Here is a 25,950-nt window from a genome sequence, read left to right on the forward strand (position 1 = left end):
TCGTCCGGTCAGGGCTATCCGCGCCGCGCCTTCGAGGCACCCCGTCCGCGCTTTTGCTTCATCCGCCCCCCGCCGCCAGTTTCGCTGGGGTGCCGAACGGAGGTGATATGACGCGCCGGATTCCTGGACTCTTCGCGGGCGGGCTGTTGTGGCTGGTCCTCTTCCTGGCTGGTCCCCACCCGTCCCTTGCGGCCGAACCGGCGATCCACGTCTCCCCCCAGGGCGACGACCGCTGGTCCGGGCGGGTCGCCGCCTCCACCCCGGACGGGCGGGACGGCCCGGTCGCCACGCTGGCCCGCGCGGTGGAGGAGGCGCGCAAGCGCGGGCTGCACCTGATCCTGCTGCGCGGCGGCACCCACCGGCTGACCGACACGGTGACGCTGGGCCCGGAGGATTCCGGGCTGCGCATCGCCGCCTTTCCTGGCGAGACCCCGGTCCTGTCGGGCGGCGAGGTGGTGACGGGCTTCAAGGCGGAGCGGGACGGCGTCGTCTCCGCCCCGCTGGCGCGGGAACCGGGGCTGGACGTCAGCGCCGGCGGGGTGCGGCTGCGCGCGGCGCAGAGCGGCGCCTTCGACCCGCAGGACCCGATCCGCAGCGGCTGGTTCGTCGCCCAGCAGACCAAGGGCGGCGGCGACAAGCGGCAGTTCCGCTTTCCGCCCGGCACCGTCCAGGCGGCCTGGGCGGCCCCCGGTGTGCGCGTCCAGGCGCTCGACCGCGAGCGGCAGGCCGACGACATCCGCGGCATCGAGCGCATCGACCGCAACGGCACGCTGGTCCTCGACCGCGACGGCTGGTACCCGTTCCGCGACGGCAGCACCTTCCGCCTGCTCGGCCATCCCGACTTCCTGAAATTCCCCGGCCAGTTCGCCTGGAGCGCCAAGGATCGGCGCCTGCTGCTCCGCCCCCACGACCCGGCGGGCTTCGCCCGCGACGGCGAGGCGGTGGTGGCGCGCACCGCCCCGCTGATCCAGGCGGAGAAGGCGGACTCCATCACGCTCGACGGGCTGTCCTTCGCCGACGTGCCCTACAACGGGGCGGCGGTGCGGCTGGCCGGCGGTTCGGGGCACCGCGTCCTCGACAACCGCTTCTCCGCCGTCGGGACCGGCGTGCTGCTGGTCGGCGTCGCGGACAGCGAGGTGCGCGGAAACCGGCTGGAGCATCTGGGGCGCAGCGGGATCGAACTCACCCCCGGCAGCGTCGGCAACCGGATCGTCGCCAACACCATCCGCCACGTCGGCGAGGTGAATTTCTACGGCGGCGGCATCATGAGCGCCGGGGTGACCCGCACACGGATCGCCCACAACGACATCCGGCACGCCGCGCGCTACGGCATCTCCATGAAGAACTGGAACCCGGAGACCAAGAACACCGACAACGTGATCGAGTACAACCGCATCCGCGACGTCGGGCGGGAGACCGCCGACCTCGGCGCCATCGAGACGCTGGGGCGCAGCGACATCGACACCAAGCTGGTCATCCGCTTCAACGACATCCGGGGAACCGGCGGGATCGCCACCGACGCGGCGGGGCGCTGGATGACCCGCTACAAGGGCTTCGGCGTCTATCTGGACGACCTGACCAACGGCGTGCGGGTCGAGGGCAATTTCCTGGAGGACACCGGCTGGGCGGCGGTGTTCATCCATGGCGGCGACGGCAACCGGGTGGAGAACAACATCGCCGTGCTGACCGACGAGCGCGACCGCTTCCTGCGCTTCGAATGGGTGCCGAAGGCCGGGACGGCCGGCTTCCTGCGCGACAACGAGGCCAGCCGCAACATCATCCACGCCCGCGTCCCGGTGGAGCAGCTGGTGACCGCGCTGACCGGCGGCGAGTACCGGCTGGAGAACAACATCTTCGACCGGCCGGGCCGCGGGCTGCGCGCGCCGGGGGCGCCGGTGGAGCGCACGCAGGCGCGCTCCGTTCAGGGGGGCAACCAGCCGGACCCCTATTTCATGAACCCGGCGAAGGACGATTACCGCCTGCGCCCGAATTCCCCCGCCCTGAAGATCGGCTTCCAGGAGCTTCCCTGGTCGCGCATCGGTCCGGAAGGGGCGCGCTGAACCGGTGGACACGCACAGCCCGTCGCCCGACCCCTCGCCGGAGGCCCCGCCGTCCGCCACGATCGGGCTGGCGCCGCCGCAAATCGACCTGTCGGCCCTGCCGCCGCGCATCCGGCGCGAACTGCGCGCCAGCCATGTCGGCGAGACCGTGGCGGTCGCCCTCTACGACGGGGTTGCCGGCGCCACCAGCGATCCGGAGGTCCTGCGCTTCGCCGCCTCCCACCGGAGGGTCGAACGGCGGCACCTGCGGCTGTTCGAGGCGGTCCTGCCGCCGGACAAGCGCAGCGCACCGCTGGCCTTCTGGCGCTGGTCGGGCCGGGTGATGGGCGGGTTGCCGGCGTGGCTCGGGCCGCCCTATTTCTACGCGGTGGTCGCCGGGGTGGAGGCCTGGGTGGACGGGCATTACGCCCGGCAGATCGCCCTGGCGCGGCGGCTCGCCCCCGACCCGGACCTGTTGACTTTGCTGGAGGCCTGCCGTCTCGACGAGCGCCTCCACGCCCGTGACGCCGCCCGGCTGGACCCGGCGCCGCCCTGGACCGCCCGCGCGCTGGCCGGGGTGGCGGTGTTCCTGTCCGGCGTGGGGGTGAGGGTGGCGCGCTGGGTGTGACGGTTACTTGCTGCGGATTTCCTGGAGCAGGACGCCGAGCATCTGCTTCAATTCCAGGTGATTGTCGTTGTGGACCTTGTTCGACGCGGCCAACGACCCTTCGAGGTTTTCGAACCGCTGGTCGATCGCCTCGAAGCGTTGGTCGATGGCCTCGAACCGCTGGTCAATGGCTTCGAACCGCTGATCCACCTTTTCAAAGCCCTGCACCATGTCGGTGCGCAGGGACTTCACCTCGGTTTCGAGCGCGGTCAACCGGCGGTCGATGTGATGGCCGAGATGATCGATGGCTTCGTTGAACTTGTCCTGAGTCACGTAAGCCATGCGTGCCATCCGTTCTTGCGCGGAAACCGGCTCGGTGGAGCGTCCGTCCGTTGGAGTGTGAACCGCTTTCGTGTCACTGTCGATGGATTCGTCCGGCAGGACGGCCCTGGCTCGGGTCGAGCGGATGGACGGGGCTTTGTCGGCGGGCGTCATCGAGTCGGTCGGATTGCGAATGTATGCGGCGATGATGGCGCATTCCGGCCCGCGGGTCCAGCCGGCCGACCCGAAAACGCGACTGCCCTTCAGGAAATTCCATCGAGAGGACTCATCCCATGGCGCGCTTCGGGCGGACGGCGGTTCCGGCGGCTTCGGGAAGCGGGCCGGCGATGCGGTCGAGCAACGCGTCCATGCCGCTGTGCCCGGCCTCGTGGGCGGCGCGGGCGCGGGCGTGGGCCTGTTCGGAGGCGAGCGCCAGAGCGTCGCGGTCCTTGGCCCACAGGCGCAGCGCCGGGAGCACCGCCTGGATGAAGTCACGCTCCTGGGGGACGAGGCCGGGGCGGGGAATGTCGCTGCCGATGCAGCCGCGGTCGTAGGCCAGCACCGGCACGCCCGCCGCCATCGCCTCGAACAGCACCAGCGGCTGCGCCTCGTTGCGGTAGCGGGTGGGGAAGACGAAGACGTCGATGTCGCGGTAGAAGGCCGCCTTGGCGTCGCCGTCCACCGGGCCGTGATATTCCACGTCGCCGTCGAAGGCAGCGAGGCCGGCGGCGACCAGCGCGTTGTCCATGCGCCCCAGGCCCGGCCCGGCCAGCACCAGCTTGACGTCGACCCCTTCAGACCGCAGGGCGCGCAGCAGGGTGAACAGCGTGTCCAGCCCCTTGTCGGCGCAAAGGTTGGAGAGATGGCCGATGCGCAGCGGGCCGGACTTGCCGTGGCGCGGGCGCGGCACCGGCGGGGTGAAGATGGCGTTGGAGACGCTCATCGCCGTCTTCGCCGCCGGGTAGAGCGCCTGGAACCGCGCCTGCATGGCCGGGCAGAGCAGCACATGCATGCAGTCCGTCCCGGCCAGCCGGGTCAGCAGGCTCATCCGCCAAGTCGGCCTGGAGATGGTGGCGAAGGAGTGGTGGTGCAGCGTGCGCTCATAGCCGAACAGCCGCGCCGCGCCGGCCAGCGCCGCCGTGTAGAAGATCCCAAGCCCCGAATCGACGGGCATGTAGAAGCGTCGGCCGGGGATCGTCGCCCCGGCCGCCAGACGCAGGCCCGCCAGCAGCACGCGCATCGCCTTGGCGGCGTGGTAGCGCAGGCCGCCGCCGTTCCAGCCCGGCGACAGGTCCGCGACCTCCACCGGGCCGCGATCGCGCAGGCGGTCCAGCACCAGGGCGGTGACCCGGCTCATCCCGTCCATGGGCGGGGGAAGGCGGCCCGAGACGACGATGTGAGGGGTGTTGCGGCGGTCGGTCATCAGGCTTCGCTTTCACGGGTGCCCTTGCGGGCGCTTTCATCGGTGCCTTGGGTCGCGTCTCTGCGGGCGCCCAGGCTGTGCAGGGCCTTCTCCACGGCCTCCGCGAAATAGCCGGCGTCGGCCAGCGCCTGGAAGGGCCGTCCGTTGAGGCTGAGGCGGCGCCATTCCGCCTCGTCCGACGCGACGGACAGCATGTGGCGGGCCAACCCCTCGGGGTTGTCGGGCTCGACGATGTGGCCGTTCAACCCGCTGCGGATCAGCACGTCGCGGGCGCCGCACTGGTCGGACAGGATGGTCGGTACGCCCATCGCCAGCGCCTCGTTGACCACCAGCCCGAACTGCTCCTCCAGCGAGGGAAGCAGCAGGCACAGGGTCGACCCCAGCGTCTCCGCGATCCCCTTCTCCTGGAGGAAACCGCGGAAAATGATGTGCCCCTCCAGCCCGCGCCGGGCGACCTCCGCCCGCAGGTCGGCCTCCAGCGGGCCGGAGCCGCAGAGGTGCAGGGGCCGCGCCGCATCCCCCGCCAGCCGGCGGTAGAGGTCGTAGGCCTCGACCGCGCGGAACAGGTTCTTCTTCGGCACGAAACGGGCGATGATCGTGAAGTGCCGCTCGGCGAAGGGCACGCCGTCGGGTGCCGGAGTCATGCCGGACAGCCGGCGCACCCGCTCCAGCGACAGGGTGTCGTAGCCGATGAACAGCCGGTCCTTGGGCAATCCCAGGAAGCGGTAGTAGTCGACCGTGCGGTGGCTGCCCCCGATCGCCGCCTGATAGGGCTTGTAGAGCAGGGACTTCAGCGCCTCGCGCCAGAGGACGCGCGGCTTGTCGTCGAACTTCGAGGCGTTCATGTTGACGACGCGCCGGCCCATCAGCCGCATCGTCACCGCCAGGGCGAAGACGTCGGGCTCCTCGTAATGGCACAGGAAGACGTGGCTGGCTCCCGCCTTGCGGCATTCGCGCAGCAGGGCTCGGTAGACCTGGAAGGACGGGATGTCCGCCTTGGAGCGTCCGGGGAACAGCGTGACCTTGCGGAAATGCTGCCCCTCCCCGGTGGAGTCCCAGGCGTAGGTGTGGGACTTCGACCCGACCTCCAGACCGACCACGTCGTAGAGATGGCCGAGCCGTCGCCCGACCGCCTCCAAGCGGTCCATGTGGTAGGGGCCGAACATCTCCCAGGAAAAGACCAGGGCAGGCTTCGTCATGCGGCGTCGTCTCCCAGCAGCAGCGCGGCGTAGCGCGCCAGGACGGCGCTGCGGCTGGCGTTGCCTTCCACCCAGGCGCGGCCCCGGCGGCCCATGGCCGCGCTCCGGGCGGGATCGTTCAACAGGTCGGCCACGGCCTGCGCCATGGCCTCCGGCGCGTCGGGCGGGGTGCGCCGGAAGGCGTCGATCTCCGTCCCCAGCCGGTCGAGCGCGGAGCCCGGCAGGCAGGTGCAGACGAAGGGCCGTCCGGCGGCCAGGATGGTCACCGCCTTGCCCGGCATGGCGAAGGCCGCCCCCTCCGGACGCTGCGGCACCAGATGCACGTCGCCCTCCGCCAGCCCCTCGGCGAGCCGGTCAGAGGCGATCAGCGGCGCGAACTCCACGTTGGGCAGCGCCATCGCCTTGGCCTGGGCCTTCAGTTCCTCCTCAAGCCCGCCCTGGCCGCGCAGCAGCACGCGGGCGTCGGGGCGCAGCGCGTGGAGGTGGCGGGCCATCTCCAGCACCTGGTCCAGCCCCTGCTTGCGGGCGAAGGCGCCGCTGTAGAGCACGGTCGGAGGCTGGCCCTCCGGCCGGGGCAGGGGGCGGATGGCGTCGGAGTCGACATGGGGCGGGATCACCGTGATCGGCCGCCGCACGCCGAGGTCGCGCAGCACGTCGGCCATCGCCTCCGACAGCACCACGATGCCGTCGGCGCGGTTCAGCGCGGTGCGCTCCACCGCCTGGATGGCCTTCAGCGCAGCCCCACCGCCCATGCCCAGCGCGCCGGCGAGGCCGGACTGGATGTCGTGGACGATGGCGATGTGCCGGCCGCCCGGCGCGCGGAAGCGGTCGGCGACGCCGACGCTGAAGATGGAGGGGCAGAGCGACAGCACGGCCTTGTGCCGCGCGACGCGCCCGCGGGCGCGGGCCGCCAGGAAGCCGGCGTGCAGCACGCCCTCGTGGATCAGCCGGGCCTTCATGCCGCCGCCCTTCGGCGGTATGGTGAGCAGCCGCTCGATGCGCACGCCGTTCACGGTCCGGCGGTCCTCCGCCCCGTTGGCGTAGCCGTCGTAGATGGCGTGTCCCGGATAGTTGGGGCGTGCGGTCAGAACGGTCATGTCCGTCCCCGCCGCGGCGAAGGCCGTGGCGAGGTCGGTCATCATCGGCGCGCTGCCGGCGGGTTCCGGCCAGTAACTCATCGCCACCAGGAGGACCGATGGCGGGAGGGCGGCTGGATCCACGGTCCGGGCGCGCAGGGGTGTGGAGTCATCGGGCATGGGCGGTCACTCCGCGGCTTCGCCGGTCGTGGTGGCGGCGGGACGGGGAGCCGGCGGGGCGGCGTTCTCCAGGAACCAGCCGTAGGTGCGGCGCAGGCCCTCCTCCAGCCCGACCTTGGGCCGCCAGCCGGTGGCGAACAGGCGCGACACGTCCATCAGCTTGCGCGGGTGGCCGTCCGGCTTGCTCAGATCCTGGGTCAGCGTTCCCTCGTAGCCGACGGTCCCGCGGATCAGCCGGGCCAGATCGCCGATGGCGATGTCCTCGCCGGGGCCGACGTTGATGATGTCCTCGCCGTCGTAGCGCTCCATCAGGTGCAGGCAGGCGTCGGCCATGTCATCCACGTAGAGGAACTCGCGCCGCGGCGTGCCGGTGCCCCACAGGGTGACGCTGGGCGCCTGCTCCGTCTTCGCGTCGTGGAAGCGCCGGATCATGCCGGGGATGGCGTGCGAGCCCTCCGGGTCGAAATGGTCGCCGGGGCCGTAGAGGTTCGACGGCATGGCGCAGATGGCGTTGAAGCCGTACTGCTTGCGGTAGGCCTGGCACTGGGTGATGCCGGCGATCTTGGCGATGGCGTAGGGCTTGTTGGTCGGCTCCGGCGGGCCGGTCAACAGCGCCTCCTCCTTCAGGGGCTGCTCCGCGAACTTCGGGTAGAGGCAGGAGGAGCCGAGAAACAGCAGCTTCCTCACCCCCGCTCGCCAGGCCGCGTCGATGACGTTGGTCTGGATCAGCAGGTTGTCGCGGATGAAGTCGCCGCCGAAGCGCTCGTTGGCCAGGATGCCGCCGACCTTGGCGGCGGCCAGGATCACGTAGTCGATCTTTTCCCGGTCGAAGAAGGCGCGCACCGCGGCCTGGTCGGTCAGGTCCAGCTCGTCGCGGCCGCGCAGCACGAGGTCGCTGTAGCCGCCCTCCACCAGACGGCGGACGATGGCCGAACCGACGAGGCCGCGGTGTCCCGCGACGAAGATGCGGCTGTTTCGCTCCATGGGTCTCGGTTCCCTTATTCGGCGGCGCTGGCGATCGGGGCGTCGCCGTCGCGGCTGCGGGCGGCGTACCAGTCCACCACGCCGGGCAGACCGTCCTTCAGCGGGATGCGCGGCGTGTAGCCGAGCGCGGAGAGGCGGGCGATGTCGGGGCTGCGCCGCTGGGTGCCGCCGGGGGCGGGCGGCCCGATCTGGATGTCCGCCACCCGCCCGAGCACGCCGACGATCTGCCGGGCGAGTTCGGCGATGGAAATCTCCTCCGGGTTGCCGACGTGGTAGATGCCCAGATGCTCGCCGCGCTCGATCACCGTCATGATGCCGTCGACCGCGTCGTCGATGTGGACGAAGGCGCGGGTCTGGGTGCCGTCACCCTGGATGGGGAAGGGCACGAGGACCTCCGGACTGCGGTCGATGGCGGCCACGGCGCGGCGCACGAATTCCGGCACCACATGCTCCCAGCCCATGTCCGCGCCGTAGACGTTGTGCGGGCGGAAGATGGCGACGCGGTCGAAGCCGGTGCGGCCCCAGTTGACCGCCAGCAGCTCGGAGATCAGCTTCGACCCGCCGTAGCTGTAGCGCGGGTTCAGCACGTCCGGCACGACCAGCGGGATGTCCTCCGGGGTCGGCACCATCGGCGGGGTCTGGTAGGCCTCGGAGGAGGAGGCGACGACGAGATCGCCCACCCCGTTCGACCGGCAGGCGTCCAGGACGTTCAGCATGCCGCGCACGCCGACGTCCAGCACCACCTCGGGCTTCTCGTAGAAATGCTTGGTGCCGTTGACGGCGGCCAGATGCAGCACGCCGTCGACGCCGCGCACCGCCTTGTCCACCGCCGCCGGGTCGCGGATGTCGCCGGACATGAACTCCACCGCCTGGGCGGCGTCGCCCAGCCGGCGCGGGTGGCCGCGGGAGTTGTCGTCGAGCACGCGGACGCGGTGCCCGTCGCGCACCAGACGGCGGACCAGGGCGGCGCCGATGAAGCCGCTGCCCCCGGTCACGAGGTAATGTTTCGGCATTGGTCTGTTCCCTCAGGCAGCGGCGTCAAGCGACATGGGCGAAGCGGGCGGCGCCGTGGCTGCCCAGCGCCACGTAGGCCGTGCCCTCGGGCAGGTCCACTTCACGGCTGTTGAAGTTGTTCCAGAAGTCGTAGATGACCCCCGGCCGGTCCATGCGGCGCGCCAAATCGGGCAGCGGCATGGAGGTGAAGACCGGGTGGTTGTTCAGGATGACGGCGAGGTTGGCGCCGTCCACCGCCTCGGTCATGCTGTTGGCCGGTTCGAGCCCGAAGCTGCGGATGTCGTCCGCCGCCACCACCGCGTCGAAGCCGCGCCAGCGCGCCTTGGGGAAGCGGGTGCGCAGTTCCTCGAACAGCGGCTTGGCCATGGTGCCGCGCAGGTCGTCGGTCGCCGGGCGGCCCTTGAAGGCGAGGCCCATCAGGCTGATGGTCGGCTCCTGCGGGAAGCCCTGCATGGATCCGGTCAGCCGCTCCAGGAACCGCGACACCTCGTGGGGCTGGCTTTCGTTGATGCGCCGGCCGGCGGCGGTGATGTCCATCTCCACCCCGAACTCGCGGGCGGATTCGATCAGGATGTGCGGGTCCTTCTCCAGGCAGGGGCCACCGACCGGGCCGGGCAGCGGAAGCTGCGTGCGCGGGTAGCCCAGCTTGCCCGCCCGCGACACCTCCAGCGCCGACACCTCCATGGCGTTGCACAGCCGGGCGATCTCGTTGGCGAAGGCGAAGGTGACGTCGCGGTAGGTGTTGTCCACCAGCTTGATCATCTCCGCCGTCTCCAGCGTCGAGACCTTGACCGTCGTCGGCGTCAGCATGCCGAAGATCTGCGAGGCGCGGGCCGCCACCTCGACGCTTTCCGCGCCGATGATCTGGGGAAGCTGGTTCAGCTCGACCAGCGCCTGCCCCTCCAGCGTGCGCTCCGGGCAGAAGGCGATGTCGAAGCGCTTGCCGGTGCGGCGCAGGATCGGCGCCACCACCTCGCGGGTGGTCCCCAGCTTCACGGTGGAGCGCAGGATCACGAGGTCGCCGTCCTGGATGCGGTCGGCCACCTGGCGGGTCGCCGCCTCGATCATGTCGGTGCGCACGCGGCCGTCGCGGTCCAGCGGGGTGCCGACGGTGATGATGAAGACGGTGCAGTCCCGGGCGCTCTCCGGCGTGCGGCCGAAGGTGAAGCGCCCGCGCTCCATCACGTGCCGCAGCTTCTCGGCGAGGCCCGGCTCATGGAAATGGGGGACGCCGCGGGCCAGCTTGTCCAGCACCTCGTCCCGCACCTCCACGCCGTGCACCTGGAACCCCGCGTCCGCCATGGCCACGCCCAGCGTCAGCCCGACATAGCCGAGACCGAGCACGCAGACGTTCCGGTCGGGAAAGGACTTTGGGAGCATAGTCTTTCGATCCTGCTTAGTGATTGGAGCATGCATCCAAAGGCGCCGCCATCCGCCACCCGCGCCATGCGCAATCCGAACGTCTTGCAACGCGGCATTGTTCCGGCCGTTCGGGGTGGCGTGAATTGGCTATGCCGTTGATCGGGCATTGTTTTGTTCGTGGTACCCCGGACCGGCGCCAAGGGCGCGTCCGGGCGGCGTCCTTCGGGATTCGGGATGAGGCGGGCGCATCATGCGGCCGCCACGATCAGCCGGCGCAGCCGCGACGGGCGGACCAGCCCGGTCGCCAGCGCCGCCAGCGCGTAGACCGCGACCAGCACGCTGCCGCCGATTAGCAGGGCGGGCAGCGGGTGCGCGGGGGCCATCAGGTCGGGCAGCGCGTGGGTCAGCCCCATGGTGGCACCCATGGCGAGCACCGCGCACAGCGCCGCCCGCGCGGCGATGCCGATATAGAGCTGGCCGACCGCCCGCCGGTGCAGCCAGGCGAGGCCGGTCATGGCGGTCAGCTCGGCGACGATGGTGGCGGCGGCGGAGCCCTCGATCCCGTACCGCGGGATCAGGACGAGGTTGAGCGCCGCGTTGGTCAGCCCGCCAACCAGGATGGCGGTCATGTAGCCGGTCTGCCGGTGCCAGACGAGCAGCGGGTTGCCCATGGTCAGGTTGATGTGGACGATGGCGACCGCGATCATCAGCAGGCGCAGCGTGTCGGCGGCCGGCGCGTAGGCCGGGCCGAAGACGGTGCCCAGGATGGCCGGCGCCAGGGTGAGGCCGCCCGCCGCAATCAGACCGCCGATGGACAGGATGGTCGCGGCGTAGTCGCGCATCCGCGCCCGCATCGCCTCGCGGTCGCCGTAGGCGGCGGCGAGCTGCGGCATGAAGGCGCTGAGGATGATGTTGCCGGCGGTCAGGGACAGCACCAGCAGCTTGGTCACCGCGGCGTACCAGCCGACCTCCGTCTGCGGCGCCATGAAGCCGAGCATCACCAGGTCGAGGTGCGAGAACAGCGCCCAGGCGAAGACACTGACCGCCATCGGGGCGGAGGTCCTCAGGATCTCCCGCCACTTGGCGAGGTCCACCCGCGGCCGCGGCATCCGGAAATCGCGGCTGAAGCGGGCCAGCATCAGGGCGGCGTTGATGACGAAGGAGATGGCGGTGATGCCGGCGGCGATGGCCAGATCGTCCGGCCCGCGCACCAGCGCCAGCACGGCGATCATGTTGCCGAGCGACGTGCCGATCTCGCGCACCGCGATGACGCTCATCCGCTCCGTCGCCTGATAGACGAAGTCGAGCAGCAGCGCGTTGCCGAGAAGCTGGATGGCCTGGACCAGAAGCACAGCCTTGACCAGCGCCGTCTTGTCGAGCTGGAGCACGAACAGGGCGTAGAGCCCGCCGACCAGCACGGCCAGCAGCATCCGCAAGGTCAGCACGTGGTCGGCAAGATCGGTCGCCTTCTCCCGGTCGCGGGCGATCTCGCGCACCGCGTAGGTGGACAGGCCGAGATTCACGAACAGCGCGGCGTAGGCGAGCATGGAGGTGCCGAAGCCGAGCACGCCGAACCCGTCCGGCCCAAGCGCGCGCGCGGTCCAGGCCGTGGTGATCAGCCCGCTCAGCAGCGTGGCGACGCGGGCCAGCCCCAGCGCGCGGATGTTCAGGAAGATGCGTCGTCCGGCAGTCATTTGGCGGCAGTCATTTGGCGGCGGTCATTCGGTCTTTTCGGGTGTGTGGGCAAACGCGGGCGCTGGGCCCCCACCCAACCCTCCCCCTGCGAAAGCGGGGGGAGGTCGGGAGGGGGGCCCGACACGACCGCTTCTCTCAAGCGTCGTCGTCAGTTCGCGTAGTAGCGGCGGTAGCCGTGGTAGCGCCCGCTGTCCGGGAACTCGTATTGGGCGTGGCGGCGGATATCGACCTGGGAGAACAGGACGCCGACGACCTCGCCGCCCGCCTCGACGATCTCCTTCAGCCCGGCCATGGCGGTCTCCCGCTTGGTCTTGCCCCAATGCACGATGAAGACCGTCTGGTCGGCCAGCGCCGCCAGCAGCTTGCCCTCCGACACCGCCAGCACCGGCGGGCTGTCCAGGATCACCCGGTCGTATTCCAGCGCCAGCCGCGAGATGAGCTGGTGCATCCGGCTGGAGCCCAGCATGTCCTGCGGCAGGGCGGAGCCGCGGCCCGACGCGATGAAATGCAGGCCGGTGCGCGGGTCGGTCTGGATCACCTCGTTCGGCGCGCACTCGCCGGACAGCACCTCGTAGAGGCCGTGGCGGTTCTCCAGCCCCAGCATGGGGTGCAGCCCCTTGCGGCGCATGTCGCAGTCCAGGATGATCGTCTTCTGCCCGGCGTTGGCGCAGATGCGGGCGAAGGCCGCGGCAATGGAACTCTTGCCCTCGCCGGGGACGGAGGAGCTGAACAGGATCACCCGCTGGTGGCCGTCCGGGTTGGCGAGCAGCAGCGTGGTGCGCAGGTTCTGCATCGCTTCGGCGAAGGCCGACATCGGCTTGTCGACGGCGTAGTCGGCGGGCGACGTGCCGCGGCGGCGGCGCCCGATGGCCGGGACGATGCCGAGCGAGCGCACGCCGGTCGCCGATTCGAACTGGTGCGGGCTGCGGAAGCCGCGCTCCGACTGCTCGCGCAGCATCGCCAGCAGCACGCCCAGCGTCGCCGAGGCGACCAGGGCCAGCAGGACGATCATCTTCTTGTTGGGCTGCGACGGGTTCAGGGGGATCGCCGCCTCCGACACGATGCGGGCGTCGGGCTGCTGGATCTCGGTCTGGCCGGCGATCTCCTGGAAGCGCGTCAGCATCGCCTCGTACATGGTCTGCGAGGTCTCGGCGTCGCGCTCCAGCGTGCGCAGCGTCACGTTGGATTCCTGCTGCTGGTTGCGCTGGGCCTGGAGCTGGTCGAGGTTGGCCTTCAGGGCGGCCTCGCGCCCGCGCTCCACCTCCACATCGTTGCTCAGGTTCTGGACAATGCGGTTCACGTCGGCCCGAATCTGGCCCTGCAGGTCGCGCAGCTCACTCTGCAGCGCGGTCAGCGTCGGGTGGCGGGCGCCGTACTTGTTGGCGGCCTCGGCGATCTTGCGCTGAAGCTCGACCTCCTGCTGGCGCAGCGCCTGGATCAGGGGGGAGCCGAGCACGTCGCCGATGGCCGACACGCCGCGCGGGCTCTGCGCCAGGGTCGAGACCTCGCGCAGCTTCGACTCCGCCTCCTGCCGCTTGGTGCGGGCGAGCACGTAGCTGGTGTTCAGCTCGGCCAGCTGCTGGGCGATCAGGGTGGTTTCGCCGTTGGCGTTGGTCAGGCCGCTTTCGGCGCGGTACTTCTCGGCCGCCTCGCCGGTCGTCTTGGCCTCGCGGCGCAGCTCGGTGATGCGCTCCTCCAGCCAAGCCGTGGCGCGCTTGGCCGCCTTGAACTTTTCGTCGAGCTGGTCGACGAGGTACATCTCGCCGATGGTGTTGGCGATGAGCGAGGCCTTGCGCGGGTCCTCGCTGTCGAAATCCACGGCGATGACGTAGGAGCGGCCCTGCGGGCGCACCGCCAGATTTTCGATGAAGCTGTTGACGACCGAGGTCCGCTCGTTGGCCGCCTTCTCCTCCGGGCTCAGCGCGATCTCGGGGCGGTCGCCGCGGGCACTGTTCCACCAGGAGTCGGGCACCCAGTTCCGCGGGTTCAGGTAGTAGAACCAGTTGGTCTGCTCGGGCCGCAGCGCCGCGTTGAACTCCGGGTCGTTCATCAGGCCGAGCTTGTTCACCACCTTTTCCGCGAAGGCGGGGGATTTCAGGATCGCCACCTCGCTCTGCAGGGCGCCCAGCTCGGTCGAGAGGCCGGAGACGACCTCCTGGTAGTTCATCACCTGGTTCTTGCGGTGCTCCACCATGATCAGGGTCTGGGCGGTGTAGAGCGGCGTCATGCGCAGGGCGACGAGACCCGCGATGCCCGTCCCCAGCACGATCACCGTCCCGATCAGCAGCTTGTGGCGCAGCAGCATGCCCGTGGTGCGGCGCACCGCGCTGGCCGCTGCGGTCGACAGGTCGAACGAGACCGGTCCGGGGACCGGTGCCGACTGCCGCCGCTGGGGTTGATCCTGAATGTCCTGGGTGGCCAAAGCGGGTCCTCCTCGCATGCCGAACGGCACCCCGTTCGGGGCGTTACGGTGCCTAGAACGTCATCGACCGTCCGGCCGTTTCATGCTGCCCGGAGGGCATATGGTGGGGAAGACACGCTCTTTGGGTACCCTCCCCGGAGACGCCATGGGTGGAGTGGCCCAGGACGAGGGCTTGGGGTGGACCGGGGAAGCCCCTTCGCCGATAATGGTCATCGCCGATCGAAGGGGACCGGGGATGCTACCGCAACATATTGAAAAGATTGATGAATTCTGGGTGAGGGCGTTTCCGGCGCTGGCCGCGCTGGAGCCCGACGCGCGCGCTGTTCTGCGCGTGCAGGGCGCGCGGATGGCGGTGCCGCGCGGCACGGTGCTGTTCCGCATCGGCAGCCTGTGCCACAATTTTCTCATGCTGCTGGACGGCACGGTGCGGGTGCAGATGACCGCCGAAACCGGGCGGGAGATCGTCCTCTACCGCGTCGGGGCGGGCGAGACCTGCATCCTGACCACTGCCTGCCTGATGACGCGCGCCGACTACAGCGCCGAGGGGGTGGCGGAGACCGACCTCGACGCCGTCGCGCTCGGGGCCGGGGCTTTCCACGAGCTGCTGGCGCGCTCCGCGGTGTTCCGCGACGTCGTCTTCGCCTCCTTCGGCACGCGGCTGCTCGGCATGATGATGCTGGTGGAGGAGGTGGCCTTCGGGCGCATCGACCTGCGGCTGGCCCGTTTCCTGGTCGACCACCGCGACGCCCGCGGCGGGCTGGACACCACCCACCAGACGCTGGCCGTCGAGCTGGGCACGGCGCGCGAGGTGGTCAGCCGCCAGTTGAAGGAGTTCGAGCGGCGCGGCCTCGTGGAGCTGTCGCGCGGCCGCGTCGGGGTGCGCGATCCCGACGCGCTGCTGGCGCTGGAGCGCGCGGGCGGGGTGTGACGGAGTCACAGACCGGCGGGCGGAAAGGGGCTTGGATGGGCGCACCAACCGCTCACACCAGTCCATAAGGTGCAACCATGCCCGTCAACGTCGGCACCATCGACCGCGCGCTGCGCGCCATCGTCGGCCTCGTCCTGATCGCGCTCGTCTTCGTCGGCCCGCAGACCCCCTGGGGCTGGATCGGCCTCGTCCCGCTGCTGACCGCGGTGGTCGGCTTCTGCCCGGCCTACACCCTGTTCGGCGTGCGGAGCTGCCCCATCAAAAAGTGAGGGACCGGGAGCAGGGCGCCAAGCGGCAGACCGCACCGTCCCCTTTCGGCGGGTGGCCGGCGCGCCGGGTTTCGGCTATAGGAGGGTGATGTCCACATCGCCGCGCCTCAGCATCGATGTCCGCAGCTACGGCGCGGCGCACAGCGCCCACCGGCACGATTTCGCTCAGCTCGTCCTGCCGTTGAGCGGCGCCCTGGAGATCGACATCGCCGGAAAGGGCGGCCGTCTCGGGCCGTGCCGGGCGGCGTTCGTCGAAGCCGGCTCCCCGCACACCCAGGGAAGCGAGGGGCCAAACCGCTCGCTCATCCTGGACCTCGATCCGACTCTCCTGGAACCCGCGACCGGCGACCGGCTGATCCGCCATCCCTTCGTCGCGCTGACCCCGGTGGCCGGCAAGCTGATCGACTACATGGGGCTGATGCTGGACAGCCGTGGCGTGTCGGCGGACACCCTGCGCCTCTGGGTGCCCTTGCTGCTCGACGCGCTTGCCGAGGAACCGGCGCGGCCCCGGTCGCGGCTTGGAACCCTGCTGGCCGCGGTCGAGCCCGACCTCGCCAGGCCGTGGACCGCCGAGACGATGGCGGAGCGCGCCTGCGTCAGCGTCAGCCGGTTGCACGCCCTGTTCCGCGCCGAACTGGACACCACCCCGCGCGCGTGGCTGGCAGAGGTCCGGCTGAAGCGGGCGCGCGACTGGCTCGCGCGGTCGGACCTGTCCATCGCGGAGATCGCCTACCGTGCCGGCTACGCCGACCAGAGCGCCTTCACCCGGGCGATGCGACGGGCCAGCGGCTTGACCCCCGCGGCCTACCGGCGCCAAAGCCGCGAGACCCGGCACAAAAGTCCGTAGCCCGGGACAAGACCAGCGCCGCGCCCCATGCCATCTTCGCCCCGGAAACCAGTGAGGGTCGGGAGCAAGAATGGGCACGACGTGGTTGGGGATCGCTTGCGGCATTGCCGCGGGGGCCTTGTGGGGACTGGTCTTCCTCGCCCCGGAACTGGCCTCGGCCTTCACGCCGCTCCAACTCGCCGCCGGGCGCTACCTCGCCTACGGCCTGTTCGCCGTGCTGCTCGTGGCGCCGCGCTGGCGCGCTTTGCGCGCCGGGCTTGGTCTGCGCGAGTGGTGGGCGCTGGCCTGGCTGAGCCTGCTCGGCAACATCCTTTATTACGCGCTGCTTGCCTCCGCCGTTCAGGTGGGCGGGATGGCGATGACCTCGCTGGTGATCGGCTTCCTGCCGGTCGCGGTCACCGTCATCGGCAGCCGGGATCATGGGGCGGTTCCGGTCCGGAAGCTTGTCCCGTCGCTGCTGCTCGGCGCGACCGGAATCTTGTGCATCGGCTGGCAATCGCTGGGGGACAGGTTGGGTGATGGCCGGACGGGGATGCCAATGGCCGAACTAACCGGCCTGCTCTGCGCGGTCGGCGCGCTCGTCTCCTGGACGGTCTACGCCGTGGGCAACAGCCGCTGGCTCGCCCGGCTCGGCCACGTCTCGGCGCATGACTGGAGCCTGCTCACCGGCGTGGTGACCGGCGCCCAGGCGCTGCTGCTCGCGGTTCCCGCCTTCCTGTTCGCCCCGAGCGGCCACGCCGCCGGGGACTGGCTGCGCTTCGCCGCCGTGGTGACCGGCTTGGCCATCCTCGCCTCGATCGTCGGCAACGCCCTGTGGAACCGGATGAGCCGGCTGCTGCCGCTGACCCTGGTCGGGCAGATGATCCTGTTCGAGACCCTGTTCGCTCTGCTCTACGGCTTCCTGTGGGAGCAGCGGCTGCCGACGGGGATGGAGCTGGCCGCCCTGGTCTGCGTGACCGGCAGCGTCCTGTCCTGCGTCGCAGCCCACCGCCCGAAGCTGCCGGAGGCCGCGCGGCAGCCGGCTCCGGCGTGAGGCCGGCGTGAGGATGGCCAGGCCTTGAAACGACAACGCCCCCTCACCGGTGTGGAGAGGGGGCGCTTTCGTGTCGGGAGGAGAGGGATCAGCCGCGCGGGGCGTGCTTGTTCAGGATGCGCTGCAGGGTGCGGCGGTGCATCTTCAGCCGGCGGGCGGTTTCGGAGACGTTGCGGTCGCACTGCTCGAACACGCGCTGGATGTGCTCCCACCGCACGCGGTCGGCGGACATCGGGTTTTCCGGCGGCGAGGGCAGCGGGCGGCCGTCGGCCAACAGGGCGGATTCCACGGCGTCGGCGTCCGCCGGCTTCGGCAGATAATCCACCGCGCCGGCCTTCACCGCGGCCACCGCCGTGGCGATGTTGCCGTAGCCGGTCAGCATGACGATGCGGGCGTCGGGGCGGGCGTCGCGCAGGGTCTTGACCACGTCCAGGCCGCTGCCGTCGGCCAGCCGCAGATCAACCACCGCGAAGGCCGGCGCCGATTCCTGGGCGACGTCGATGCCGAGCTGCACGCTGTCCACGGCGACCACGTTGAAACCGCGCTTTTCCATCGCGCGCGCGAGGCGGGTTCGGAACGGCGCGTCGTCGTCGACGATGAGGAGGCTGCGGGTAACGTCACCCGTGAACGTCAGCTTGGCGGTTTCGCCCGTTGGACTCTCGTCCGTGGTCATCGCGCTATCCACCACTAGTCCTCTGGTTCTAAGACACCACGGTCCCAACGTACGACAACTCGCGCGCCGCCGCTACGGTTATTGCTAAAGGCTACAAGGGCACCCGTTTTCTCTAGCAGCGTTTGTGCAATAAAGATTCCCAGCCCCATGTGGCCCGACCGCTCGCTTCTGGCCGACAGGTAGGGCTCGCCGATCCGGCTCAGCAGATGGGCGGGATAGCCCGGCCCGTCGTCCATCACCACCACCGTGGCCGACCGCGCGTCCCAGGAGGCGGCGACCGTCACCCGCCCGTCGGCGAACTGGTGGGCGTTCTGGATGAAGTTGCCCAGGCCGTGGATGATCTCCGGGCTGCGCCGGACGATCGGCTCCTCCCCTATGGAGCCGTCGCTGCGCTCGACCGCGAACTGGATGTGGCCCAGCCGGTGCGGCGCGCCCGCCGCCTCCACCAGCGCGGTCAACGGCAGGCGCTCGAACGGGTCGCCGCCGTCGGCCTCGGGCTTGCGGGCCAGCTCCGCCAGGATCTCGCGGCAGCGCATCACCTGGCTTTGCAGCAGGGAGACGTCCTCGGTGTAGGGGCTGTCCGGCGGCATGTCGTGCAGCAGCTCCTTCGCCACCACCGCGATGGTGCCGAGCGGCGAGCCCAGCTCGTGCGCGGCGGCGGCGGCCAGGGCGCCCAGCGAGGACAGCCGCTGCTCGCGCGCCAGCGCCACCTGCGAGGCCGACAGGGCATTGGCGAAGCGCCGCGCCTCCTCGGCCACGCGGAAGACGTAGCCGCTGATGAAGCCGGCCGACACCGACAACGACAGCCAGATGCCGAAGGCGTAGAGCGGGGCGACCGAGGGCATCGGCTCCGGCCAGGGCAGCGGGAAGTGCCACATCGCCAGCACGGTCAGGCAGACGAGGTTGAGCCCGGTCAGCAGAACCACGCTGTAGCGCGACAGGATCGCCGCGGCCACCGTCATCGGGGCGAGCAGCAGGATGGCGAAGGGGTTGGCGAGGCCACCGGTGAGATAGAGCAGCAGCGTGAGCTGCAGCATGTCGTAGCCGAGATAGAGCGCGGCGTCCCGGTCGGCCAGCCGCAGCCGCCCGCCGCGCTGGGCCATCGCCACGAGGTTCAGCAGCACCGAGGCCCCGATGGCCGCCAGCACCGGCCCCAGCGGCAGCGGGAAGCCCATGACGAGCTGCACCGTCGCCACGGTGGCGAGCTGCCCGATCACCGCGATCCAGCGGATCAGGATCAGGGTGCGCAGCGTGACTCGCCCGTCCAGGTTGGTCCACTGGGCGGGGCCCGGACGGCCGGCGTGGGCCATGGCGTGGCGGAGGGACGAGGCGGCGGAGGCGGAACCGGTCACGGTCATGGGCGGGCTTTCCGGCAGGGCCGCTCTTCCCGCGGCGTCACATCGAATGGCTCGGGTGCTGTTTTGCCACTCTGGCGTTTGCGCGCCAAGCGGCCATATTCTCCGCCTATGGATCAATGCGCAAAACAGCACGCCATCCGGGTCGAGACCCTGACCAAACGCTACGGCACCGCCCGGTCCGGCGAGGTCACCGCCGTGGACGGCATCTCCTTCACCGTCGCGGCGGGGTCGGTCACCGGGCTTCTCGGCGGCAACGGCGCCGGCAAGACGACGACCATCTCCATGCTGCTCGGGCTGCTGCTGCCGACCTCCGGCACGATGGAGGTGCTGGGTGTGGATATGGTGCGCCACCGCCACGCGGCGCTGCCCCGCATGAACTTCTCCTCCCCCTACGTGGAGCTGCCGCACCGGTTGACGGTGCGGGAGAACCTGACCGTCTACGGCCATCTCTACGGCCTGAAGGGGGTGAAGCGGCGGGTGGAGGAGCTGGCCGAGCATCTGGAGCTGACCCGCTTCCTGGAGCGTCCCTCCGGCGGGCTGTCGGCCGGCCAGAAGACGCGGGTGGCGCTGGCCAAGGCGCTGCTCAACCGGCCGGAGCTTCTGCTGCTGGACGAGCCGACCGCCTCGCTCGACCCCGACACGGCGGACTGGATCCGCACCTATCTGGAGCGCTACCGCAACGAGTCCGGGGCCACCATCCTGCTCGCCTCCCACAACATGCTGGAGGTGGAGCGGATGTGCGACGACGTGCTGATGATGCGCCAGGGGCGGATCGTCGACCGCGGGTCGCCGGCCGGCCTGCTCGCCCGCTACGGCCGGACCTCGCTGGAGGACGTGTTCCTCGACATCGCCCGCGACCGCGCCAATGGGGAAGACGCCCGTCGGGAGGCCGCCGATGCTGCCGAGTGACGCCGCTGCGATGGTTCACGCCAACCCGGCCTTCTCGCTGCGCCGGGTCGGGGCGATGGTGCTGCGTTACTGGTACCTGCTGCGCGGCTCCTGGCCGCGCTTCCTGGAGCTGGCCTACTGGCCGACCATGCAGATGATCCTGTGGGGCTACATCAACCAGTTCATGGCCTCCTCCAGCGCCTGGGTGGCGCAGGGGGCGGGGGTGCTGGTCAGCGCGGTGCTGCTGTGGGACGTGCTGTTCCGCGGCCAGCTCGGCGTGTCGGTGTCCTTCCTGGAGGAGATGTGGTCGCGCAACCTCGGCCATCTCTTCGTCAGCCCGCTGCGCCCCGGCGAATGGGTGGCGGCGCTGTTCGGGATGAGCCTGATCCGCACGGTGATCGGCGTGGTGCCGGCGGCGCTGCTGGCGATCCCGCTGTTCGGCTATTCGCTGTTCGACCTCGGGCTGCCGCTGGCCGGCTTCTTCGCCAACCTGATCGTCTTCGGCTGGTCGCTGGGGCTGGTCATCGTGGCGCTGATCCTGCGCTACGGCATGGGGGCGGAAGGGCTGGCCTGGATCGTCGTCTTCATGCTCGCCCCGGTCAGCGCCGTCTACTACCCGGTCAGCGTCCTGCCGGGCTGGCTGCAATGGGTGGCCCTGTCGCTGCCGTCGGCCCACGTCTTCGAGGGGATGCGCGCCATCCTGTTCGACGGCACGATGCGCTGGGACCATCTGGCCTGGGCGGTCGGGCTGAACGCCCTGTTCATGGGGCTGTGCACGGCAGCCTTCCTCTATTCCTTCCATCAGGCGCGGGTGCGCGGGGCGCTGCTGCAGACCGGGGAATGAGCGAAGCCCGCGCATGACAAAAAGCGCCGGGCCTCGCCAGCACCGGCCCGCCGTGGTAGCGTCCCGGCCTCTTCGGACCGACAGCCAGAGCGCCGCCATGACTCCCGTTTCCCCCGCCGCCCCGGTCACCCTCGCCGAGATCGCCGCCGCCCTGGGCGCGGCGCTGGAGGGCGACGGCACCCTTCCCATCGCCCGCGCCGTCCATCCATCGGAGGCCGAGGGGCCGGAGGATCTGGCGCTCGCCATGGAAAAGGGCCTGACGGAGCTGCTGGCCAACGGCCGGGCCGTCGCCGCCGTGATCGCGGAAGGCGCGGAGGCGCCGGCCAACCTGAAGGGCTGGATCGTCGTGAAGCGCCCGCGCTTCGCCATGGCCGGCCTGACCACCGTCTTCGAGAAGCCGGTCCACGCCGAGCCGGGGGTCCACCCCGCCGCCTTCGTGGCGCCGGAGGCCATCCTGGGGGCGGGCGTGTCGGTCGGTCCCTTCGCCTATGTCGGGCCGAGGGCGGTGCTGGGCGAGGGCGTGATCGTCATGCCGCACGCCACGGTCGGAGCCGACGCGCTGATCGGCAAGGACAGCCTGCTGCACCCCGGCGCCCGCATCGGCGAGCGGGTGGTGATGGGCGAGCGCTGCATCATCCACCCCAACGCCGCGGTCGGCAACGACGGCTTCAGCTTCGTGACGCCCGAGCCGGGCAGCGTCGAATCGGCCAAGGCGACGGGCAAGGTGGTCGGCACCAACGTGCTGATCCACCGGGTGAACTCCATCGGCACGGTGATCCTGGGCGACGATGTGGAGGTCGGGGCGAACGCCACCATCGACCGCGGCACCATCACGGCGACCCGCATCGGCTCCGGCACCAAGATCGACAACCTCGTGCAGATTGGCCACAACGTGCAGATCGGCACCAACTGCATGCTGTGCGGCCATGTCGGCATCGCCGGCAGCACGACCATCGGCGATCGCGTGGTGCTGGCCGGCAAGGTCGGCGTGGCGGATCACGTCAAGATCGGCAACGACGCGGTGGTGGCGGCGAATTCCGGTGTGGGGACGGACATCCCGGCCAAGGCCGTCTACATGGGCTATCCGGCGGTGCCGCGCGACCGCGCCTTCGACCAGTACAAGGGGCTGGCCCGGCTGAAGCGGATGCACGCGGACGTGTCCGACCTGAAGAAGCGGGTCGGGGCGCTGGATGGCGGGGGGAAGTCCGAATAAGGGGCATCCGCCCCCACGGTCCGGGCAAGGGGGCATCCGCCCCCGGTCCAAGTTAGGGGGGCATCCGCCCCCGCCAACGGCCCTACAGCAGCCCGTCGGCGAAGTCGGTGATGAGCGCCGACAGGAACAGGTCGAGCAGCACCAGGACCGCCGCGGCGACGCCGGAGATGTCCAGCGCCGTGCGCATCACGAACCACTGGTAGGTCAGCATCGCCAGCATGATGCCGAACACCAGCCCTTCAGAGATCGGGCCGGGCAGAATCCCCGTTGCGGCCAGGATCACCACCGGCAGATAGATGCCCATCTGCACGACCGAGGACCAGTTGTAGGCGCACAGGAAGTCGATGTAGCGGTTCTGCCGGTCCAGCAGCCCGCTCACCCCGTGCATGACCACGGGGAAGGCCGTCCAGCTGATGACGTAGGCGATGGCCTCCACCACCACGAGCTGGAACAGCGGCGTGTCCGGCACCTGGCCCCACAGCCGGATCGCCAGCAGCAGCGTCCAGGCCGGAGCGACGATCACCGCGGCGTAGAAGGACTTCCACGCCCCTTCGGGGCTGCGGTCGAGATGCTGCAATCCGGTGGGGTCGAACCGCGCCAGACGATAGGCGCCGAAGACGGAGGAGGCGACGTCCCGGGCGGTCAGCGGCATGTTGCGGTCACCGGAGGGTGGTGGGAACGGGCGAAGGGGGCCTTACGTCAACCGATCCGGTCGAAGACGTTCCGCAAAACCTCGCCGTAAATGTCGGTCAGGCGGGTCAGGTCGTCCAGCGCGGTGTGCTCGTCCACCTTGTGCATCGTCTGCCCGACGAGGCCGAACTCGACCACCGGGCAGAAATTCTTGATGAAGCGGGCGTCCGACGTGCCGCCGGTCGTCGAATATTCGGGACGGCGCCCGGTGACGCGCTCCGCGGCGTCCGCCACCAGTTCGGTCAGCGGGCCGGGCGGGGTCAGGAAGCTGTCGCCCGACACGAAATGGTCCAGCTCGTAGGAGCCGCCCACCCCGTCGAGCCGTTCGCGCAGCCACGCCAGCAGCGTGTCGGCGGTGTGCAGGTCGTTGAAGCGGATGTTCAGCGTCGCCTTGCCCTGCGCCGGGATGACGTTGTGCGCCGGGTTGCCGACGTCGATGGTGGTCAGCTCCAGGTTCGACGGCTGGAAATGCGGGGTGCCGGCGTCCAGCGGCTCCGCCGTGATGGCCGCCAGCATGCGGGCCAGCCGGGGCAGCGGGTTGTCGGCCAGATGCGGGTAGGCGACATGGCCCTGCGCGCCGTGGACGGTCAGGAAGGCGGTCATGCTGCCGCGCCGCCCGATCTTGATCATGTCGCCCAGCGCCTTGGGGTTGGTCGGCTCCCCGACCACGCAGGCGTCGAGTTTTTCACCCTTGGCCTGCATCCAATCCAGCACCTTGCGGGTGCCGTTGATGGCGACCCCTTCCTCGTCCCCGGTGATGAGCAGGCTGATGGAGCCCTTCGGCGTCCCGCCTTCCTTCACAAAGCGGGCTGCCGCGGCGACGAAGGCGGCGATCGCCCCCTTCATGTCCACCGCACCCCGGCCATAGAGGCGGCCATTGTGGATCTCCGCGGCGAAGGGGTCGATGGACCAGCCCTTCAGCTCGCCGGGGGGCACCACGTCGGTGTGCCCGGCGAAGCAGAAGTTCGGCCCCTCCGTGCCCAGACGGGCGTAGAGGTTGTCCACCGGCGCCGTGCCCTCCTCCTCGAACCGCAGGCGGTGGCAGACGAAGCCCAGCGGCGCCAGCGCCGCCTCCAGGACGCCCAGAGCGCCGCCGTCGTCGGGCGTCACGCTGGGGCAGCGGATCAGGGCCTGCGCCACCGCGACGGGATCGCAGGGGTCGAAGGAGGGAGCGGCGGTGGTCATCGTGGCGTCTTCCCCGGCGTCAGTCGCGCAGCAGGTCGTTGATGGAGGTCTTGGCGCGGGTCTGCTCGTCCACGCGCTTGACGATCACCGCGCAATAGAGGCCCGGACCCGGCGTGCCGTCGGGCAGCGGCTTGCCCGGCAGGGTGCCCGGCACCACGACGGAGTAGGCCGGGACGCGGCCGACGAAGACCTCGCCGGTGTTGCGGTCGATGATCTTGGTCGAGGCGCTGATGAAGACGCCCATGGAGAGCACGGCGCCGCGCTCGACGATCACGCCCTCGACCACCTCGGAGCGGGCGCCGACGAAGCAATCGTCCTCGATGATGACCGGGTTGGCCTGGAGCGGCTCAAGCACGCCGCCGATGCCGACGCCGCCCGACAGGTGGACGTTCTTGCCGATCTGCGCGCAGGAGCCGACGGTGACCCAGGTGTCCACCATGGTGCCGCTGTCGACATAGGCGCCGACGTTGACGAAGCTGGGCATCAGGATGACGTTCGGCGCGACGTAGGCGGAGCGGCGGACCACCGCGCCCGGAACGGCGCGGAAGCCGGCGGCCTGGAACTGCGCCTCCGACCAGCCTTCGAACTTCGGCGGCACCTTGTCGTACCAGGAGGCGCCGCCCGGCGCGCCGGGGATCGTCTCGTTGGCGTTCAGGCGGAAGGACAGCAGGACCGCCTTCTTCAGCCACTGGTTCACGACCCAGCCGGCGTCCGTCTTCTGCGCCACGCGCAGGTCGCCGGAGTCGAGGCCGGACAGGGCCTCCTCGACGGCGTCGCGGACGGCGCCCTTGGTCGAGACGTTCAGGGTGTCGCGGGTTTCCCACGCGGCGTTGACGGCGGATTCGAGGCTGGCGTGGCTCATGGCGGCATTCGCTGGGCTGTCTGTTCGAGGGTTCGGAACATGGGCCGGGCCGCGCCGCCTTGTCAACGTTGCCTTGTTCTCAAAGGGTTCCTACGGAGGCTCGAGGGGCCTTGCGGCCGCCGCTAGCCGGCGATCTCCTCCAGCCAGGCCGGCAGGTCGTCCACGGTGTGGTCGATGTGGCTGCCGGTGCCGACTCCGCCCTCGTCGGGGCGGGACCAGTCGGCCTCGCTGCGCACCCACACCGTCGTCATGCCGAGCGCGTGGGCGGGGGCGAGGTTGCGGGCGATGTCCTCCACCATGCAGGCGCGGGCCGGGTCGATGTTGTAGTGATCGACCAGGATGCCGTAGGGGCGCGGGTCGGGCTTGGGCACGTAACCGGCCTCGACGATGCCGAAGGTCGCCTCGAAGCAGCCGTCGATGCCGAGCTGCCGGGTCACGTTCTCGGCGTGGCGGACGGAGCCGTTGGTGTAGATGATCTTGCGCCCCGGCAGCCGGTTCAGCGTGCCCGCCAGGCCGGGGCAGGGGGCCACCGGGCTGACGTCGATGTCGTGGACGTAGTCCAGGAAGGGCACCGGATCGACGTCGTGCTCCACCATCAGGCCGCGCAGGGTCGTCCCGTGCTCCCGGAAGAAGCGCTTCTGCATGACGCGCGCCTCCTCGTAGGTGATGCCGAAATGCCCGGCGATGAAATCGCCGATGCGCCGGTCCACCTGGGCGAACAGGTTGCAGGAGGCGGGATAGAGGGTGTTGTCGAGGTCGAAGATCCAGACCCCGGTGTCGCGGAGGGAAGCCATCATGGGCTGAAGAATGGGGTTTCGCCGGCCCGCCCGCAAGCCGC

General features: G+C 70.4%; 24 protein-coding genes. 9 read left to right on the forward strand and 15 right to left on the reverse strand.

The features are described from left to right. The first annotated feature begins 107 nt into the window (after positions 1-107). Together FBZ83_RS04785 and FBZ83_RS04790 are read left to right on the forward strand one after the other, a co-directional pair. A complete protein-coding gene (locus tag FBZ83_RS04785; protein WP_145681321.1) occupies positions 108-2,060 on the forward strand; it encodes a right-handed parallel beta-helix repeat-containing protein in 1,953 nt (650 codons plus the stop codon). 4 nt (positions 2,061-2,064) lie between these two features. Beyond that, positions 2,065-2,667, forward strand: coding sequence for a demethoxyubiquinone hydroxylase family protein (locus tag FBZ83_RS04790; protein WP_145681322.1), 603 nt, complete (start codon positions 2,065-2,067; stop codon positions 2,665-2,667). 3 nt (positions 2,668-2,670) lie between these two features. On the opposite strand, the gene FBZ83_RS04795 is transcribed toward FBZ83_RS04790, so the two are convergent. From FBZ83_RS04795 to FBZ83_RS04835, 9 genes are all read right to left on the reverse strand, one after another. Next, positions 2,671-3,141 carry a hypothetical protein gene (locus FBZ83_RS04795; RefSeq protein WP_145681323.1) on the reverse strand — a complete coding sequence of 157 codons (471 nt, stop codon included), beginning with the start codon at positions 3,139-3,141 and terminating at the stop codon, positions 2,671-2,673. Between the two features lie 112 nt (positions 3,142-3,253). Beyond that, positions 3,254-4,390: a glycosyltransferase family 4 protein gene (locus tag FBZ83_RS04800; RefSeq protein WP_186465977.1), complete on the reverse strand. Its 1,137-nt coding sequence runs from the start codon at positions 4,388-4,390 to the stop codon at positions 3,254-3,256. Beyond that, the gene (locus FBZ83_RS04805; RefSeq protein ID WP_145681324.1) at positions 4,390-5,589 is read right to left on the reverse strand and encodes a glycosyltransferase; all 1,200 of its coding nucleotides are present in this window, start codon (positions 5,587-5,589) and stop codon (positions 4,390-4,392) included. Before FBZ83_RS04805 ends, FBZ83_RS04800 begins: the two co-directional genes overlap by 1 nt. Next, positions 5,586-6,845: a glycosyltransferase family 4 protein gene (locus tag FBZ83_RS04810; protein ID WP_145681325.1), complete on the reverse strand. Its 1,260-nt coding sequence runs from the start codon at positions 6,843-6,845 to the stop codon at positions 5,586-5,588. The genes FBZ83_RS04805 and FBZ83_RS04810 overlap by 4 nt, the downstream gene beginning before the upstream one ends. Positions 6,846-6,851: 6 nt before the next feature. Continuing rightward, positions 6,852-7,829, reverse strand: coding sequence for a GDP-L-fucose synthase family protein (locus tag FBZ83_RS04815; protein ID WP_145681326.1), 978 nt, complete (start codon positions 7,827-7,829; stop codon positions 6,852-6,854). A 14-nt stretch (positions 7,830-7,843) separates the two neighbouring features. Beyond that, positions 7,844-8,842 (reverse strand): NAD-dependent epimerase/dehydratase family protein, encoded by a 999-nt coding sequence (locus FBZ83_RS04820; protein WP_145681327.1) that lies wholly within the window; start codon positions 8,840-8,842, stop codon positions 7,844-7,846. A 25-nt stretch (positions 8,843-8,867) separates the two neighbouring features. Then, entirely contained in the window at positions 8,868-10,223 is a 1,356-nt protein-coding gene (locus FBZ83_RS04825) for a nucleotide sugar dehydrogenase (RefSeq protein WP_145681328.1), read from the reverse strand. A 230-nt stretch (positions 10,224-10,453) separates the two neighbouring features. Beyond that, positions 10,454-11,899 (reverse strand): flippase, encoded by a 1,446-nt coding sequence (locus tag FBZ83_RS04830; RefSeq protein ID WP_145681329.1) that lies wholly within the window; start codon positions 11,897-11,899, stop codon positions 10,454-10,456. A gap of 149 nt (positions 11,900-12,048) precedes the next feature. Next, complete coding sequence (locus tag FBZ83_RS04835) at positions 12,049-14,322, reverse strand: GumC family protein (RefSeq protein ID WP_145681330.1); 2,274 nt, start codon at positions 14,320-14,322, stop codon at positions 12,049-12,051. A 274-nt stretch (positions 14,323-14,596) separates the two neighbouring features. On the opposite strand from FBZ83_RS04835, the gene FBZ83_RS04840 reads away from it, so the two are divergent. The 4 genes from FBZ83_RS04840 to FBZ83_RS04855 all read left to right on the forward strand — a co-directional run bounded on the left by FBZ83_RS04840 (position 14,597) and on the right by FBZ83_RS04855 (position 17,399). Further along, on the forward strand, positions 14,597-15,250 hold the full coding sequence (locus FBZ83_RS04840; protein WP_247888146.1) for a Crp/Fnr family transcriptional regulator: 654 nt from the start codon (positions 14,597-14,599) through the stop codon (positions 15,248-15,250). A 77-nt stretch (positions 15,251-15,327) separates the two neighbouring features. Then, entirely contained in the window at positions 15,328-15,519 is a 192-nt protein-coding gene (locus tag FBZ83_RS04845; protein WP_145681332.1) for a YgaP family membrane protein, read from the forward strand. 88 nt (positions 15,520-15,607) lie between these two features. Continuing rightward, positions 15,608-16,366 (forward strand): helix-turn-helix transcriptional regulator, encoded by a 759-nt coding sequence (locus FBZ83_RS04850; protein WP_145681333.1) that lies wholly within the window; start codon positions 15,608-15,610, stop codon positions 16,364-16,366. Between the two features lie 70 nt (positions 16,367-16,436). Then, complete coding sequence (locus tag FBZ83_RS04855) at positions 16,437-17,399, forward strand: DMT family transporter (protein WP_145681334.1); 963 nt, start codon at positions 16,437-16,439, stop codon at positions 17,397-17,399. Between the two features lie 88 nt (positions 17,400-17,487). Here FBZ83_RS04855 and FBZ83_RS04860 read toward each other — a convergent pair whose 3' ends face one another. Both FBZ83_RS04860 and FBZ83_RS04865 read right to left on the reverse strand, forming a co-directional pair. After that, positions 17,488-18,072, reverse strand: a complete 585-nt coding sequence (locus tag FBZ83_RS04860) for an ActR/PrrA/RegA family redox response regulator transcription factor (protein WP_014239303.1) — start codon at positions 18,070-18,072, stop codon at positions 17,488-17,490. A gap of 14 nt (positions 18,073-18,086) precedes the next feature. Continuing rightward, entirely contained in the window at positions 18,087-19,430 is a 1,344-nt protein-coding gene (locus tag FBZ83_RS04865) for an ActS/PrrB/RegB family redox-sensitive histidine kinase (protein ID WP_145681335.1), read from the reverse strand. Positions 19,431-19,538: 108 nt separating this feature from the next. Between FBZ83_RS04865 and FBZ83_RS04870 the strand changes: the two genes are divergently transcribed. The 3 genes from FBZ83_RS04870 to lpxD all read left to right on the forward strand — a co-directional run bounded on the left by FBZ83_RS04870 (position 19,539) and on the right by lpxD (position 22,375). After that, entirely contained in the window at positions 19,539-20,339 is an 801-nt protein-coding gene (locus FBZ83_RS04870; protein WP_145681336.1) for an ABC transporter ATP-binding protein, read from the forward strand. Continuing rightward, on the forward strand, positions 20,326-21,162 hold the full coding sequence (locus FBZ83_RS04875) for an ABC transporter permease (RefSeq protein ID WP_247888147.1): 837 nt from the start codon (positions 20,326-20,328) through the stop codon (positions 21,160-21,162). Before FBZ83_RS04870 ends, FBZ83_RS04875 begins: the two co-directional genes overlap by 14 nt. A 97-nt stretch (positions 21,163-21,259) precedes the next feature. Beyond that, positions 21,260-22,375 (forward strand): UDP-3-O-(3-hydroxymyristoyl)glucosamine N-acyltransferase, encoded by a 1,116-nt coding sequence (gene lpxD, locus FBZ83_RS04880; RefSeq protein WP_145681337.1) that lies wholly within the window; start codon positions 21,260-21,262, stop codon positions 22,373-22,375. A gap of 82 nt (positions 22,376-22,457) precedes the next feature. Here lpxD and FBZ83_RS04885 read toward each other — a convergent pair whose 3' ends face one another. The 4 genes from FBZ83_RS04885 to FBZ83_RS04900 form a co-directional block, all read right to left on the reverse strand. Then, positions 22,458-23,027 (reverse strand): hypothetical protein, encoded by a 570-nt coding sequence (locus tag FBZ83_RS04885; RefSeq protein WP_145674839.1) that lies wholly within the window; start codon positions 23,025-23,027, stop codon positions 22,458-22,460. A 47-nt stretch (positions 23,028-23,074) separates the two neighbouring features. Then, positions 23,075-24,250, reverse strand: a complete 1,176-nt coding sequence (dapE, locus tag FBZ83_RS04890; protein ID WP_145681338.1) for a succinyl-diaminopimelate desuccinylase — start codon at positions 24,248-24,250, stop codon at positions 23,075-23,077. A 19-nt stretch (positions 24,251-24,269) separates the two neighbouring features. Next, on the reverse strand, positions 24,270-25,112 hold the full coding sequence (gene dapD / locus FBZ83_RS04895) for a 2,3,4,5-tetrahydropyridine-2,6-dicarboxylate N-succinyltransferase (RefSeq protein WP_014239316.1): 843 nt from the start codon (positions 25,110-25,112) through the stop codon (positions 24,270-24,272). 122 nt (positions 25,113-25,234) lie between these two features. Continuing rightward, positions 25,235-25,909 (reverse strand): pyrimidine 5'-nucleotidase, encoded by a 675-nt coding sequence (locus tag FBZ83_RS04900; protein WP_247888148.1) that lies wholly within the window; start codon positions 25,907-25,909, stop codon positions 25,235-25,237. Positions 25,910-25,950 lie beyond the last annotated feature (41 nt).

The organism is Azospirillum brasilense (assembly GCF_007827815.1).
Classification (GTDB): domain Bacteria; phylum Pseudomonadota; class Alphaproteobacteria; order Azospirillales; family Azospirillaceae; genus Azospirillum; species Azospirillum brasilense_C.

Bases quoted from the DNA above. Each gene is read 5' to 3' on its own strand.
- FBZ83_RS04865 (WP_145681335.1), bottom strand. From the start codon at position 19,430: ATGACCGTGACCGGTTCCGCCTCCGCCGCCTCGTCCCTCCGCCACGCC.
- FBZ83_RS04810 (WP_145681325.1), bottom strand. From the start codon at position 6,845: ATGCCCGATGACTCCACACCCCTGCGCGCCCGGACCGTGGATCCAGCC.
- FBZ83_RS04845 (WP_145681332.1), top strand. From the start codon at position 15,328: ATGCCCGTCAACGTCGGCACCATCGACCGCGCGCTGCGCGCCATCGTC.
- FBZ83_RS04875 (WP_247888147.1), top strand. From the start codon at position 20,326: ATGCTGCCGAGTGACGCCGCTGCGATGGTTCACGCCAACCCGGCCTTC.
- FBZ83_RS04850 (WP_145681333.1), top strand. From the start codon at position 15,608: ATGTCCACATCGCCGCGCCTCAGCATCGATGTCCGCAGCTACGGCGCG.
- FBZ83_RS04805 (WP_145681324.1), bottom strand. From the start codon at position 5,589: ATGACGAAGCCTGCCCTGGTCTTTTCCTGGGAGATGTTCGGCCCCTAC.
- FBZ83_RS04830 (WP_145681329.1), bottom strand. From the start codon at position 11,899: ATGACTGCCGGACGACGCATCTTCCTGAACATCCGCGCGCTGGGGCTG.
- FBZ83_RS04860 (WP_014239303.1), bottom strand. From the start codon at position 18,072: ATGACCACGGACGAGAGTCCAACGGGCGAAACCGCCAAGCTGACGTTC.
- dapD (WP_014239316.1), bottom strand. From the start codon at position 25,112: ATGAGCCACGCCAGCCTCGAATCCGCCGTCAACGCCGCGTGGGAAACC.
- FBZ83_RS04855 (WP_145681334.1), top strand. From the start codon at position 16,437: ATGGGCACGACGTGGTTGGGGATCGCTTGCGGCATTGCCGCGGGGGCC.
- FBZ83_RS04820 (WP_145681327.1), bottom strand. From the start codon at position 8,842: ATGCCGAAACATTACCTCGTGACCGGGGGCAGCGGCTTCATCGGCGCC.
- FBZ83_RS04885 (WP_145674839.1), bottom strand. From the start codon at position 23,027: ATGCCGCTGACCGCCCGGGACGTCGCCTCCTCCGTCTTCGGCGCCTAT.
- FBZ83_RS04785 (WP_145681321.1), top strand. From the start codon at position 108: ATGACGCGCCGGATTCCTGGACTCTTCGCGGGCGGGCTGTTGTGGCTG.
- FBZ83_RS04795 (WP_145681323.1), bottom strand. From the start codon at position 3,141: ATGACGCCCGCCGACAAAGCCCCGTCCATCCGCTCGACCCGAGCCAGG.
- FBZ83_RS04800 (WP_186465977.1), bottom strand. From the start codon at position 4,390: ATGACCGACCGCCGCAACACCCCTCACATCGTCGTCTCGGGCCGCCTT.
- dapE (WP_145681338.1), bottom strand. From the start codon at position 24,250: ATGACCACCGCCGCTCCCTCCTTCGACCCCTGCGATCCCGTCGCGGTG.
- lpxD (WP_145681337.1), top strand. From the start codon at position 21,260: ATGACTCCCGTTTCCCCCGCCGCCCCGGTCACCCTCGCCGAGATCGCC.
- FBZ83_RS04825 (WP_145681328.1), bottom strand. From the start codon at position 10,223: ATGCTCCCAAAGTCCTTTCCCGACCGGAACGTCTGCGTGCTCGGTCTC.
- FBZ83_RS04900 (WP_247888148.1), bottom strand. From the start codon at position 25,909: ATGATGGCTTCCCTCCGCGACACCGGGGTCTGGATCTTCGACCTCGAC.
- FBZ83_RS04870 (WP_145681336.1), top strand. From the start codon at position 19,539: ATGGATCAATGCGCAAAACAGCACGCCATCCGGGTCGAGACCCTGACC.
- FBZ83_RS04815 (WP_145681326.1), bottom strand. From the start codon at position 7,829: ATGGAGCGAAACAGCCGCATCTTCGTCGCGGGACACCGCGGCCTCGTC.